The sequence below is a fragment of the Thiohalorhabdus sp. Cl-TMA genome (assembly GCF_041821045.1).
Lineage (GTDB): Bacteria > Pseudomonadota > Gammaproteobacteria > Thiohalorhabdales > Thiohalorhabdaceae > Thiohalorhabdus > Thiohalorhabdus methylotropha.
The window spans coordinates 1-13,433 of record NZ_JBGUAW010000011.1 but is presented as its reverse complement, the minus strand read 5'-3'; the positions used below and the strand labels follow the sequence as shown (position 1 = coordinate 13,433).

The 13,433-nt window shown below is 64.5% G+C and carries 10 protein-coding genes and 1 pseudogene; 6 read left to right on the top strand and 5 right to left on the bottom strand.

Going from position 1 to position 13,433, the window contains the following annotated elements:
• Window positions 1–224: 224 nt before the first annotated feature.
• From rodA to ACERLL_RS14930, 5 genes are all read right to left on the bottom strand, one after another.
• Complete coding sequence (rodA, locus tag ACERLL_RS14950; protein WP_373656905.1) at window positions 225–1,310, bottom strand: rod shape-determining protein RodA; 1,086 nt, start codon at window positions 1,308–1,310, stop codon at window positions 225–227.
• Window positions 1,310–3,130: a penicillin-binding protein 2 gene (mrdA, locus tag ACERLL_RS14945; protein ID WP_373656904.1), complete on the bottom strand. Its 1,821-nt coding sequence runs from the start codon at window positions 3,128–3,130 to the stop codon at window positions 1,310–1,312. Before mrdA ends, rodA begins: the two co-directional genes overlap by 1 nt.
• Window positions 3,131–3,199: 69 nt before the next feature.
• Window positions 3,200–3,679: a rod shape-determining protein MreD gene (gene mreD, locus ACERLL_RS14940; protein ID WP_373656903.1), complete on the bottom strand. Its 480-nt coding sequence runs from the start codon at window positions 3,677–3,679 to the stop codon at window positions 3,200–3,202.
• Window positions 3,676–4,524 (bottom strand): rod shape-determining protein MreC, encoded by an 849-nt coding sequence (mreC, locus tag ACERLL_RS14935; protein WP_373656902.1) that lies wholly within the window; start codon window positions 4,522–4,524, stop codon window positions 3,676–3,678. The genes mreD and mreC overlap by 4 nt, the downstream gene beginning before the upstream one ends.
• Before the next feature lie 204 nt (window positions 4,525–4,728).
• Complete coding sequence (locus ACERLL_RS14930) at window positions 4,729–5,775, bottom strand: rod shape-determining protein (protein ID WP_373656901.1); 1,047 nt, start codon at window positions 5,773–5,775, stop codon at window positions 4,729–4,731.
• Window positions 5,776–6,126: 351 nt separating this feature from the next.
• Between ACERLL_RS14930 and gatC the strand changes: the two genes are divergently transcribed.
• From gatC to ACERLL_RS14900, 6 genes and pseudogenes are all read left to right on the top strand, one after another.
• The gene (gatC, locus tag ACERLL_RS14925) at window positions 6,127–6,414 is read left to right on the top strand and encodes an Asp-tRNA(Asn)/Glu-tRNA(Gln) amidotransferase subunit GatC (RefSeq protein ID WP_373656900.1); all 288 of its coding nucleotides are present in this window, start codon (window positions 6,127–6,129) and stop codon (window positions 6,412–6,414) included.
• Between the two features lie 75 nt (window positions 6,415–6,489).
• Window positions 6,490–7,947, top strand: a complete 1,458-nt coding sequence (gene gatA / locus ACERLL_RS14920; protein WP_373656899.1) for an Asp-tRNA(Asn)/Glu-tRNA(Gln) amidotransferase subunit GatA — start codon at window positions 6,490–6,492, stop codon at window positions 7,945–7,947.
• Between the two features lie 197 nt (window positions 7,948–8,144).
• Window positions 8,145–9,590, top strand: coding sequence for an Asp-tRNA(Asn)/Glu-tRNA(Gln) amidotransferase subunit GatB (gene gatB / locus ACERLL_RS14915; protein WP_373656898.1), 1,446 nt, complete (start codon window positions 8,145–8,147; stop codon window positions 9,588–9,590).
• A 150-nt stretch (window positions 9,591–9,740) separates the two neighbouring features.
• A pseudogene (locus ACERLL_RS14910) lies at window positions 9,741–10,320 on the top strand (DJ-1/PfpI family protein).
• Between the two features lie 476 nt (window positions 10,321–10,796).
• A complete protein-coding gene (locus ACERLL_RS14905; RefSeq protein WP_373656897.1) occupies window positions 10,797–11,621 on the top strand; it encodes a hypothetical protein in 825 nt (274 codons plus the stop codon).
• Between the two features lie 229 nt (window positions 11,622–11,850).
• On the top strand, window positions 11,851–13,433 hold a 1,583-nt coding region (locus tag ACERLL_RS14900; protein WP_373656896.1), incomplete at its 3' end, for a hypothetical protein.

The following is a 13,433-nucleotide window of genomic DNA, read 5'->3' as shown; positions in this document are numbered from 1 at the left end:
CTTTTCCTCCGGAATGGGTGGCGCACCCGGTGACCAGAAAGGCGAGAACCGCTCCCAGGAGGGGGGTACCCAGGCCGTGACGGTCGCAGGTGCGCGAGTCAGCAGGGACAGGCGTCGTAGAAAATGCGGCCATGTTCGGGGCGCGAGCGGTCCGTATCCGGGTCGTGGACAAGTGGCGACATTCCTCGTGTCGGCCGGAATGGTACCACGCCCGTGCACGGTCATCATCGTCCGCGCCGCATGCTGATGCCCATCACCAGTCCAAGGCCCGCCAGCAGGGCCACCAGGGAGGAGCCCCCGTAGCTCACCAGCGGCAGGGGCACCCCCACCACCGGGAGCAGGCCGCTGGTCATGCCGATGTTGATGACGACGTAGAAGAAAAACATGGTGGAAATGCCGGCCGCCACCAGCCGGTTGTACATCTCCCGGCTGCGGAAGGCGATCACCAGTCCCCGCAGCGTGAGGACCAGATACAGGGTCAGGAGGACCAGTCCGCCGATCAGTCCGAATTCCTCGGACAGTACGGCGAAGATGAAATCGGTATGCCGCTCGGGGAGAAAGTCCAGCTGCGCCTGAGTGCCGTTCAGCCATCCCTTGCCCGTGAGCCCGCCGGAGCCGATGGCAATCTTGCTCTGGGTTATGTGGTAGCCCGCCCCGTAGGGGTCGGCTTCGGGGTTGAGGAAGCCCAGGAGCCGCTGGCGCTGGTAATCGTGGAGCATGTGCCAGGCGGGAACCATGGCCGCCAGCGCGAGGGTCCCCAGGCTGGCGAAGAACCACCATGGCGTGCCCGCCAGGAAGAGGATTACCAGGCCCGAGGCGGCGATGAGCACGGAGGTGCCCAGATCGGGCTGGATCATGATCAGGCCCGTGGGGAGGGCGATGAGCACCAGGCTGCTGATCAGAACCCCGGGGCTGGGCGGGTAGTCCTGGTGGCTCAGGAAGGCCGCCAGGGTCATGGGCAGGACGAGCTTGGCCAGCTCCGAGGGCTGCAGAGTGAGCGGCCCCACCACGATCCACCGCTGCGCGCCCATACCCGTGGTGCCGACGAAGGGCACCAGCACCAGCAGGAGGAGGACGCCCACGTAGAAATAGGGGGCCAGCAGGGAAAGCAGACGCGGCGGAATGGCGGCCACCAGGAAGAAGACCAGGAAGGCGACGCCGAACCGCAGCGCCTGGCCGATCACCAGCCCCGGATCCTGCTCGCCGGCGCTGTAGAGGACGATCAGGCTGACGGTGGCCAGCCCCAGGATGGGCAGGAAATAGGGCCAGTCGAAGCGGCGCCAGATGCTGTCCGGACTGAGGAAGGCCATCAGGATCCCTTGCCGAAGTAGCTGTCGATCATCTTGCGTGCCACCTTGCCCGCCGTCTTGCCGCCGCTGATGCCGTGCTCCACCACCACGGCCACGGCGATCTGCGGATCCTCCACGGGGGCGAAGGCCACGAACAGCGCGTGGTCCCGGAGCCGGCGCTCCTTCTCCTTCGGGTCGAGCTGCTCCTCCTTGTCGCGGTCGATCCGGACCACCTGGGCGGTTCCGGTCTTTCCGGCCACCGGGATCCAGCCGCCGGCGATGGAATGGGCGGTGCCGTGAACGGAGCCTACCACCCGCCGCATGGCGTCGCGGATCACCGCCAGGGACTCCTCTTTCACCAGCCCGATGGCGGCCCGATCGTGCTCCCGGTAGTCCACCTTGCCGGAGACCGGGTCCTGGACGCCGTGCACCAGGTGCGGCTCGACCCGAAAGCCGCCATTGGCCACGGCCGCCGCCATTACGCCGAGCTGAAGCGGCGTGGCCTCCATGTAGCCCTGCCCGATGGCGGTCATCACCGTCTCACCGGGGTACCAGATCTCCCCCTGCATGCGTCGCTTCCAGACCGGGCCCGGATTGAGGCCCTTGCGCTCGCTGGGGAGGTCGATGCCGGTCCGGTTGCCCAGGCCGAAGGCCTTGAGCGCCTTGTGGATGGGCTCGATGCCCATGCGGTGGGCGAGCTTGTAGAAGTACACGTCGCAGGATTCCACCACCGCCTGGTCCACGGTCATTGGGCCGTGTCCCCAGCTCTTCCAACAGTGGAAGGTGTGCTCGTCCTGGCCTACATTGAATGTCCCGTTGCAGGAGAACTCCGTGGAGGTCTTGATGGCGCCGTCGACCAGTCCCGCCATGGCCAGCACCGGCTTGATGGTGGACGCGGGGGGGTAAAGGCCCTGCGTGACGCGGTTCACCAGGGGCTCGTTGGGATCCTGTCGGAGCTGTTGCCACGTGTTGTCGCTGAGCCCGCCAATGAACTCGTTAGGATTGAAGGTGGGGCGGCTGGCCATGGCCAGGATGCCCCCAGTCTCCGGATTCAGGGCCACCGCCGAGGCCTCGGGGTGGGGGGCCAGGGCCTCATGGGTCGCCTTCTGCAGGTCCTCGTCCAGGGTGAGGATCAGGTTTTTGCCGGGCTCGGGGCGCTCCGTGGAAATCTCCCGGACCACCCGGCCGAAGGCGTCCGTCTCCACCTCGCGGAATCCCGGGGCGCCGTGCAGGATCTCTTCGTATTCGCGCTCCAGCCCCATCTTTCCCACCCGGGTACCCGGGGGATACAGGTCGGCGTCGAACTTGCGGAAGTCGCTCTTGTCGGGCTGCGCCAGGTAGCCAAGGACATGGGCGGTGAGGGGGCCCCTCAGGTAATTGCGCTGGGAGCGGGCGCGGATGCGGATGCTCGGGAATCGGTGCTGGTGCGAGGCGAACTTGGCCACCTGCTCCGTATTCAGCCCCTCGATCAGGATGGCGGGCAGATAGGGTGGGCTCTCCTTCAGGCGCTGCGCCATGCGGTCCCGCTGGACCGCAGCCGAGGGCAGCACCTCCACCAGACGGTCGAGCACCTTGGAGGTGTCGTCCACGTGCTCGGGGTACAGTTCCAGGGCAAAGGCGGGCTCGTTCTCCACCAGCAGGCGTCCGCGGCGGTCGTAGATGAGCCCGCGCGGCGGGGGAACCGGGCGCACGGTGATGCGGTTCTCGTCGGCCAGGGTCCGGTAGTGGAAGAACTGCTCGATCTGGAGGTAGAACAGTCGGCCCATGAGGATGAGGCCGAGGCCGAGCAGTCCCAGGCCCACCAAGCGAGTGCGGCGCTCGAAGTGGGCGAACTGGCCCATGCGCGAAGAAAGCTGGGAACCGCCTGATCCGCGGCGACCGAAGGGAGAGGAAGAGCGGCGCATGGGCGGTCAGGCGATGGAGAAGCGCTGCCGGAGGCTGCGCAGGAAGAGGAACACCGGGGACCAGAACAGGCCGGTGGTCACCGCGGAGACCAGCGACCACAGGTTGGCCCCCAGATCCCGGGTGGTGCCCTCCACCCAGAGCTGGAGCAGTACGCTGAACAGGGCGAGAAAAAAGACCACCAGGGTCTGCCCCCAGAGGTGCAGCAGCCGGATCCGGAGGTGGTTCTCGATGATCAGGTACAGGGAGAAGACGTAGATCAGGGCGTGCAGGCCCAGCAGGGTGGCGGTGGATACGTCCTGGAACAGGCCTGCAATGAAGGCCATCCCCAGGCCGTAACGGTGGGGGGCGGCCAGCCCCCAGTAGCTGATGGTGAGCAGCACCCAGTCCGGCCAGAGGTACGTGATGGGCTGGGCGAGCGGGAGTCCGCCCAGGCCCAGCGCCACGGCGATACTAGTGGCTACGACCAAATGTCCGCCTAGGTTCAAGGCGCCGCCCTTTCCTGTGCCTTCGCCTGTACCTGTTCCTCTTCCTGTTTCTCGGGCCCCGGTTTGCCCTCCTCGAGCAGCAGCACATCCTCCAGCCGGGACACGGGGACCGCCGGACGGGCGGTTATCTCCGCGAACGGCGAATGGGGATCGCGCACCACCTCCACCACACGCGCCGCCTGCAGCCCCTTGGGGAATACGCCCCCCAGGCCCGAGGTGACCAGCTCGTCACCGGCCTCCACCTGTGCGCTGGTGGGGACGTAGCGCAGCTCCAGGCGGTCCTTGCTGCCCGTGCCCGCCAGGATGCCCCGCACCCGGGAATCCCGGACGAGAACCGGGATGCCGCTGTTGGGATCCGTCAACAGGATGACCTGGGCGGTAATGGGTGCCAGCGCGCTGATCTGGCCCACCACACCCTCGGCGCTGATGACCGGCTGTCCCGAGTAGACCCCGTTCAGCTCCCCCCGGCTGATGGTCAGGGTATGGTGGAAGGGGTCGGGGCTCTCGGCGACGATCTGCACCGCACTCACGGAGCGCTCCAGGCGCTGCGCCTCGTTGAGGAGCTGCCGAAGGCGGTCGTTCTCGCGGCGAAGGGCCTCCAGCTCCTGGTTCTCCACCCGGAGGTGGCGCAGCCGGTCCTGCAGGCGCTCATTCTGATGGTGTACCCGGAAGTGGCTCCGCACCTCCTCGGAGAAAGCCTGGGAGAGCAGGATGGGTGCGCTCACCACCCGCTGGACGGGATATATGGTCGAAAGCAGGGCGCTGCGGATGTTCTCGGTCCAGGCGAACCGGCTGTCGGCGCCCATGAGGAGGATCGATAGGGCCGCCAGGATGATGGCGGCCACTCCAGGTTTGGATTGACGGGTTGCGGTATGAAATCCCATCTGCGACCTGTGTTACCGGGCCAGGCAAAGCCGAGACCGGACTGGCGCGTCCCGGACGGACCGGAGACCTGATCAGGCTGTTGAAAACCCACGCGACGGCTGGCTGCGGTGCGGGCACCGGAGTACGCTCGGGCAGCCCTCCGGACGGTGTTTTTCAGCATCCTGCTATTCGCGGGCGAAGACGTCCCGGAACGTGTCGATCTCTTCCAGGGCTCTGCCGCCGCCGAGCGCCACGCAGTTCAGCGGGTTCTCCGCCACGACCACGGGCAGGTCCGACTCGTCCATGAGCCGCTTGTCCATGGCGTGAATCAGGGCGCCGCCGCCGGTGAGCACCAGGCCACGCTCGGCGATGTCGCCGGCTAGCTCGGGAGGCGCCTGCTCAAGGGCCACCTTCACGCCCTCGACGATGCTGTTGAGCGGTTCTTCGAGGGCCTCGAGGATCTCGTTGGTGGTCAGGTTCAAGGTGGTGGGTATGCCCCGGGCTAGGTCGCGTCCCTTGATGCTCATCTCACGGTTGTCCGACTCCGCCACCCGGGCCGCGCTGCCGATCTCGATCTTGATCCGCTCCGCGGTGCTCTCGCCGATGATGACGTTGTACTTGCGTCGGATGTAGCCGACGATGGCGTCATCCATCTTGTCGCCGCCCATGCGCACGCTCTGCGAATAGACGATGCCGCCGAGGGAGATGATGGCTACTTCGGTGGTGCCACCGCCGATGTCCACCACCATGGAGCCCCGCGCTTCTCCGATGGGCAGACCGGCGCCGATCGCCGCCGCCATGGGCTCCTCGATGAGGAAGACCTGGCGGGCGCCGGCGCTCTCGGCGGATTCCCGGATGGCGCGTCGCTCCACGGGCGTGGAACCATAGGGAACGGAAACGATGATGCGGGGACTGGGCCGCATGATGCGGTTGTTGTGGGCCTTGCGGATGAAGTGCTTGAGCATCGCCTCTGTGACCTGGAAGTCGGCGATGACTCCGTCCCGCATGGGCCGGATGGCCGTGATGTTGCCCGGGGTGCGGCCGAGCATTTCCTTGGCCTCGTTGCCCACGGCCTGAATCCGCTTCATGCCACGCTCGCCTTCGCGGATGGCCACCACGGAAGGTTCGGAAAGCGCGATTCCTTTACCACGGACAAAGATCAGAGTGTTGGCCGTGCCCAAATCCACGGCGAGGTCACTGGAGAAGGCCCCCATGAGGCGATCGACAATCATCCGCGTTCCATCCTCCGTTCGGTTCCTCGGAGCGGGTAACCGGTCGGTAGCATAAGTAAATACTGACTAACGTGGCGACGTAGGTTAGCAGCGCCCGGGGACATCGGCAATTTGGATTTCCCGGCACCGAAGTGGCGCTCATGCTACCACCCTTACGACACCCCTTCGAGGCATGGCGCCGGATTTTCCGCTCGGATGCGCGCAATTTGCCGAAGGCTCTGAAGCACTTATCGTGGCGGGAGGGCGGGACTTGAGCGCGGGAATGAAACTTTTTGCGGAGCCCGCGCCCCTAACTTGAGGGCTGGTAGGGGGTATGGTAGCTTCGCTGCTTTCAATGCAGGAGACGCACGGATGGCCCTGGATCGGGATACCGCCGAACAAGTCGCCCACCTCGCCCGGCTCCGCCTAGACCCTGAGCAGGCCGCGGACGTGGCCGAGGACCTCTCCCGTGTCCTGGACCTGATCGACCAGATCGAGCAGGTGGACACCGCGGATGTGACCCCGCTCGCCCACCCGCTGGACCTCTCCCAGCCGCTGCGCGGCGACGAGGTCACCAGTGACTGGGATCGGGGCGAGCTGCAGAAGAGCGCTCCCGACGTGGTGGAAGGCTACTACCGGGTCCCGCGCTCGGTGGAATAGCTGCGCCGCCTCCCGCCGTATGCCGCGCCGTTTCGGGCGCGGCCGCACGCAGAACAATTACTTGAAGGGGTTGTCGTGGTTCGCGAACTGACCCTGAGCCGGATCCGGCAGGGCCTGCGGAACAAGGAATTCTCCTCCCGCGAGGTCACCCAGGCCTATCTCGATCGCATCGAGGAGCTGGACCCGCGCCTGAACAGCTTTACGCAGTCCTTCCGGGATGCCGCCCTGGCCGCCGCCGATGCCGCCGACCGGCGCATTGCCGCCGGCGAGGCGCGACCCCTGGAAGGGGTGCCTATCGCCCACAAGGACCTGCTGGCCACCGTCGAGGGCCGCACCACCTGCGCGTCGCGGATGCTGGAGAGCTACCAGTCGCCCTTCGACGCCACGGTGGTGGAGCGCCTCGGCGAGGCCGGCGCCGTGGTGCTGGGCAAGACCAACCTGGACGAGCTCGCCATGGGCTCGTCCAACGAGACCAGCTATTTCGGTCCCGTGCGCAACCCGTGGAGCACGGATGCGGTGCCCGGCGGTTCTTCCGGCGGCTCCGGGGCCTCCGTGGCGGCGCGGCTGTGCGCCGGTGCCACCGGTACCGATACCGGCGGCTCCATCCGCCAGCCGGCGGGGCTGTGCGGCATCACCGGCCTGAAGCCCACCTATGGCCGCTGCTCCCGCTACGGCCTGGTGGCCTTCGCCTCCAGCCTCGACCAGCCCGGTCCCATGGCGCTCACCGCCGAGGACTGCGCGCACATGCTCACCGCCATGGCGGGCTTCGACGAGCGCGATTCCACCAGCGTGGACCGGCCCGTGAACGACTACGTGGGTGGTCTGGAAGCCGATTTTTCGGGAAAGGTCATCGGCGTACCGGCGGAGTTCTTCACCGAGGGCTTGGCCCCGGACGTGGAGCGTGCGGTGAAGGCGGCGCTGGACCAGTATCGGGCGCTCGGCGCCGAGGTCCGCGAGATCCACCTGCCGCACTATCCGTACTCCATCCCCACCTACCAGGTGATCTCCGCCGCGGAGGCCAGCTCCAACCTGGCGCGGTTCGACGGGGTGCGCTACACCCACCGCACCGCGGAGCCGGAGAACCTCATCGACATGTACCAGTCCACCCGCGCCGAGGGCTTCGGCGCCGAGGTGCAGCGGCGCATCATGGTGGGCACCTTCGTGCTCTCGGCGGGCTACTACGACGCCTACTACCTCAAGGCCCAGAAGGTGCGCACGCGCATCCGAGACGATTTCGCCAAGGCCTTCGAGGAGGTGGACCTGATCGCCGGGCCCACCAGCCCCACGGCCGCCTTCGGCATCGGCGAGAAGGCCACCGATCCCATCGCCATGTACCTCTCGGACCTCTACACCACCGCCGCCAACCTGGCCGGGGTGCCCGGGATCTCTTTCCCGTGCGGATTCTCTGAGGGCGGGCTGCCGGTGGGCATGCACATGATGGCGAACTTCTTCCGGGAGGACCTGCTGCTGAACGCCGCGCACCAGTACCAGCAGGCCACCGACTGGCACACCCGGATCCCCGAGGGCTTCTAGCGTCCTGTTGCGGAAAACCGGGTGATAGGGCACTAAGCCGAGGGGCGGGCTAGGCCGGAGGGCGACTGAAGGGATGGCCGAAGGCCAGGGACCCCTTGGAGCCTGGAGGCCTTGCCCGCCCCTCGGCCAACCCGGCTCCTTTAACCCAGCATCTCCGGGACAGAACACTGGCCCCGAAATCGGAGCAGGCACCAAACATGGAATTCGAACCGGTCATCGGACTCGAGGTCCACGCGCAGCTTTCAACCAAGTCCAAGCTGTTCTGCGGCTGCTCGACCCAATACGGGGCGGAGGCCAACACCCAGACCTGTCCCGTCTGCCTCGGGATGCCGGGCACCCTGCCCGTGCTCAACCGCGAGGCGGTGCGCATGGCGGTGATGATGGGTCTGGCGGTGGAGGCCGAGGTGCGGCCGCGGTCCGTGTTCGCGCGAAAGAACTACTTCTACCCGGACCTTCCCAAGGGCTACCAGACCTCGCAGTACGAGCTGCCCATCATCGAGCATGGCCGGCTGCGCACCGAGCCCGAGGACGGCGAGCCCAAGATGGTGGGCATTACCCGCATCCACATGGAGGAGGACGCGGGAAAGTCCCTGCACGAGGGCTTCGGCGAGGGCGTCACCGCCATCGACCTCAACCGCACCGGCACCCCGCTCATCGAGATCGTTTCTGAACCGGACATGCGCTCGCCGCAGGAGGCCGTGGCTTACCTCAAGAAGCTGCACTCCATCGTGCGCTATCTGGAGATCTGCGACGGCAACATGCAGGAAGGCTCCTTCCGCTGCGACGCCAATGTCTCCATCCGGCCCAAGGGTGCCGAGGAGTTCGGCACCCGCGCCGAGCTGAAGAACCTCAACTCCTTCCGCAACGTGGAGCGCGCCATCCTCTACGAGATGGGCCGCCAGCAGGAGGTCCTTGAGGACGGCGGCCATATCGTCCAGGAGACGCGGCTGTGGGACGCCGACAAGGGCGAGACCCGCTCCATGCGGACCAAGGAAGAGGCCAACGACTACCGGTACTTCCCGTGTCCGGATCTGCTGCCCCTCGACGTTCCGGAGACCCTGGTGAGCGAGGCGCGCGAGGCCCTGCCCGAGCTGCCCGACGCCAAGCGCGAGCGCTTCATGAGCGAGTTCGGCTTGAAGGACTACGATGCCTCGGTGCTCACCACCAGCCGCGAGCTCGCCAGCTACTACGAGCGGGTGGTGGCCACCGGGGCGGATGCCAAGCTGGCCGCCAACTGGACCATGGTTGAGCTGCTCGGCGCGCTGAACAAGGACGGCACGGAGATCACCGAGTCCCCCATTTCCGCCGAGAACCTGGGGCTGCTGATCCAGCGCATCGAGGACGAGACCATCTCCGGCAAGATCGCCAAGCAGGTCTTCGAGCCCATGTACGCGGAAGGCGCCGATCCCGACACCATCATCGAGCGCGAGGGTCTCAAGCAGATCACCGACACCTCCGCCATCGAAGGGGTGGTGGACGAGGTGATCGGCGAGAACGAGGGCCAGGTCCAGCAGTACCTCGACGGCAAGGACAAGGTGCTCGGCTTCTTCGTCGGCCAGGTGATGAAGAAGACCGGCGGCAAGGCCAACCCCCAGCAGGTGAACCAGATCGTCAAGGAGAAGCTGGACGCAAAGAAGGGATAATTCTCTTCGGCTCTGTTCGTTTTTAAGGCCCCGGCCCCAAGGCCGGGGCCTTTTCTTTCCGCTCCGGGTGGGTGGAACATTCAATTGGCCATCCCCTTCCCCTCTGGCTAGCAGGGAAGGAAGACCTTTTGGCAAGCCAGGAGGGTGATCATGGTGGCCAAGCGGAACCTGCAGCTGGGGGTGACTACGGTGAGAACTACGAGATCATGGTGCCCTTCCAGGCCTTGAGCATGGTCGGCCATACGATCCATGCCGTCTGCCCGGGAAAGAAATTCGGTGAGGCCGTTTGCGTCGCAGTGCACGATTTCGAAGGCGGCCAGACCCACAGCGAGAAGTCCGGTCACAATTTCGCCTTGAACGCGCCTTCAAAGAGGTGCGAGGGGAGGACCACGATGCCTTGGTGGTCTCCGGTGGTCGGGCCACTGAATACCTGCGCCTCAATGGCGAGGTGTTGGATCTTACCCGCCATTTCTTCGAGGCCGACAACCCCGTGGCCGCCATATGCCATGGTATCCAGATTCTGGTAACCGCCGGGATTCTGCAGGGACGGAAGCTGACCGCATATCCCGACATCGGTCCGGACATACAGACCGCCCGCGGGGAGTGGGTGGACATTACCCCCGAAAAGGCTGTGGTGGACGGCAACCTGGTTACCTCGCCCGTCTGGCCCGGGCATTCCGAATGGCTGGGCCGCTTCCTGGAACGTTTGAGCACCAAGATCGAACCTTAGAGAAAGGTCGGACGGGGCTCATGGCATCCCCGGATCCTGTGCCAGGTAATCTGCCTCCCGTGGGACCCACATAAATCCTTACTTTTCGTATTCCTTCCTGACAAACCCGATCCCCTGATAATGCACAGCTAGCCGTTATCCACTCGATCAGTTAGATAGCAAGGCTAAATTAGTTAATTCTAGGTGCCCGCGTCCCCCTACCAAAACTAGATAGTTCGTGGAGCATGTACTTTTGATGCCCCATTCCAGCATGGATGGGCTTCTTCCCTCGGTTGTTATGTACGCCTGCTCCCGTCTGGACTCAGTCTCCAAAACTCTTATCAATTTCCGGCGCGTACCCCATTTGGGTGATGAAGCCGAATGTCCCCCCCCGCTATTGTCCCCATACAAGACAGCCTGGGACGGCAACCGTCCAGGTGGATAGGTGATTCGGTTCTTATCGAAAAACCACGAAAATCAAGGTGCGGGAGCGGGAAATGCGAAATTTGGCTGGTTGTTTGGTGGTATCCGGGGTAATGGTTTTTTCCGGGTGTGCCTCTCCGGGTGCACACCTTTCCGGGGGAAAGCCTTACCAGTTCCCGGCGTCTCCGGGGTTGGACCCGGTAACGGAGGCCGTCTATGAGGTGGTAAAAGCTAGCGAGAAGGATTTTGAAACCCTTCGGGGAGATCCTTTGCCAGCAGAGGAAAAAAGGCAGCACTTGGCTCAGATAGAGGAGAAATGGAAGGCGAGGCCAGGAACAAGCCGGGATCATGTTATTAAAGCAGTGGAATCATATAGGCGCGCAGATTACCACCAGGCTAATATAGATGGGATTTTTAAAGGAACCGGTATGGGAGTGGGATCGGATATGTTGATAAGGGGAGTGAGGGCTGGAGGCTTCCAAAAAAGGGTGCGTTTGTCCTTCACCATAAATACCGGTAGCCCACAAGCGGCCCGGGGTCTAGCTCGTGATTTATATAGAAAGCTGGAGAGTTCGGTCATGCCAGAATCTAGAGGCTGGAAGTGGAAAACAAGAAAAGATCATATAGAACAGGCGAAAAAAGGGATTAATACTATTAAGGAATCGATAAGAGGTAGTGAAGGTAATAATAAATGGCAGAATAAGATGAAAGAACGGTTGCGAATTGCAGAGGAAATGCATAACAAAAAATTGAAAGAAAGTGGTTATAGTTATATTCATGGTGGATATAATTGGAGTACTGATCCTTCCGACCCAAGAAAAACCGATTTTTATGGTGTTACGTTTGACTACAAAAATAATAAGAAGGATTTGAAGGTGACAGTAAATGGGGTGTTATAGGGCGGGGGGTTCAGGCTCCCTAAGGTTAAAGAAGGGCCGGTGCCCATTTCCGGCATAAAGGAGCAGTTTCATGTTGGGCAAATGGATGTTCGGAGGGGGTGCGCTTCTGGCCGTCCTATTGAGCGGATGCGCCGCCGGGGACGGACAGTGGGGAAAATGGGAGAAAAAGCGGGACAAAAAAGAGGTGCGCCAAAGGGCAGAGCTTTATTCTGGCGCGGCTGGGGGTGAGGTGGCGGAGGACGCCTTCGAGCTCCAGCTCCTGATCCGGGATTCCTCGCTCCCTCCCGAACATCCGCGCCTGGCGGACAAGGTGTGGGCGCATTATCAGGCTAGTAGGGAACGCTGGCGTGCCCAGGAGGATCAGTCCCTCTCAAGGGTCTTCCCACCGCAGCCGTTGTATGTCGCGGCGTCCGCCTACTTTGGTGGCATTGGGCAGACCGGGCGCCTGTTCAAGGTCCTGGAGGATGGGGCCCAGGATGCCATGCGCTCCGGTTCTCTCGGGTATTGGCGAGACTACCAGCTCCGCCTCGCCGCGGAGGCGGCCCGGGTGGGCAACGGTCCCCGGGCACTCGCCGCCCTGGACCGGATTCATGCACGCTACCGCGTCCCGGCTTCGCCAGAAGGGGGGCTGAGCCCTGACGACCGTGCCTGGACCGCCTATCTACTGGCGCTGCGCTACGCCTATGGGTCGGCTCAGGGGCGCTCCCGCCAAATGGTCCTGCGGGATGCCCGCTTCGTCCTGAAGACGGTGCAACAGGATCGGCAGTTCCGCCTGCCCTACAAATGCTGCTGGGTCCCGGCCTTGAAAATGCTGCCCCCATTACAGCGCGCGACAGCAAAAGCCGGCGATGCTGAACTTTACAGCCGGATTGGCACCCAAATCGCGGAAGCCCGGGAGGCTGTCCTGAGCGTAAAAGACAAGCTTGACTTCCAAAATCCTCTCCCCGGTTCATTGTTTCAGGGTGATCACGTTAGGAGTCTGGGGACCAGTGGTTTCCTTTACGGAGTTGACGAACTCCTGGACGAAGAATACGAGGGTGGTCGCACGGGCTGGACCAAATTTAGCCCAGCCAGGTCCTGGTCCAAGAGAGAGAAGCAGCCGGTTCCGCACTGGCCCCTGTTCCGCGCGGCCCTGGCCCAGTGGAAGGCGGCCCTGCACCTGGGGCGGGCCGAGGACCGGCGGACGAGCTACGAGCGGGCGAAAAAGCGCCTGGCGCGCCTGAACGTCCATTACCAGGAGGCAGGGGAGCGCCGGGCCGCCGCCGACGGCCTGATCCGCGCCCGCCACCGCTTCAGGCTGGCGAAGGCCCGGGAAGCGGAGCTGGCGGGCGAATATGAGCAGGCCCTGGCGGGCTACGAGGAGGTGGTCGCCTGGTCGGAGCGGGTCCGGGAGTCGCTGGAGCCGGAACAGCGCCTGTACTTCTTCCAGGGCTACGCCAAGCCCGCCTACCTGGGCCGCATCCGGGTGCGGGCCCGGCTGCAGCGGGCGCAGGGGGGGCAGGGCGGCGCCCTGCTCGCCGCCATCCAGAGCTACCGGGGGCGCCAGCTCCTGGAGCAGGTCCCGGGCTCCGAGCAAGGGGCGCTGACCCCCACCGTGGCCGAGCTCCAGCGGGACCTGGGTGCCGACGAGGGGCGTCTGGTGGTCCTCGACCTGGAGACCACCTGGCTGTCCGTCCTGCTCGACGACTCCGAGCTGCGCGTGGTCCTGCAGCCCGACGCGGCCCGGGTGCGGGCGCTGGCGCGCCAGGCCCGGCGGCAACTGGTGGAAGGGAAGGCCGGCGAGGGCCGGCAACAGCTGCTGGAAGCCCTGCT

Coding starts and splice junctions, on each gene's coding strand:
- rodA (WP_373656905.1), bottom strand. CDS start 1,310: ATGGCCTTCCTCAGTCCGGACAGCATCTGGCGCCGCTTCGACTGGCCC.
- mrdA (WP_373656904.1), bottom strand. CDS start 3,130: ATGGGCCAGTTCGCCCACTTCGAGCGCCGCACTCGCTTGGTGGGCCTG.
- ACERLL_RS14930 (WP_373656901.1), bottom strand. CDS start 5,775: ATGATTGTCGATCGCCTCATGGGGGCCTTCTCCAGTGACCTCGCCGTG.
- gatC (WP_373656900.1), top strand. CDS start 6,127: ATGGCCCTGGATCGGGATACCGCCGAACAAGTCGCCCACCTCGCCCGG.
- gatB (WP_373656898.1), top strand. CDS start 8,145: ATGGAATTCGAACCGGTCATCGGACTCGAGGTCCACGCGCAGCTTTCA.
- ACERLL_RS14905 (WP_373656897.1), top strand. CDS start 10,797: ATGCGAAATTTGGCTGGTTGTTTGGTGGTATCCGGGGTAATGGTTTTT.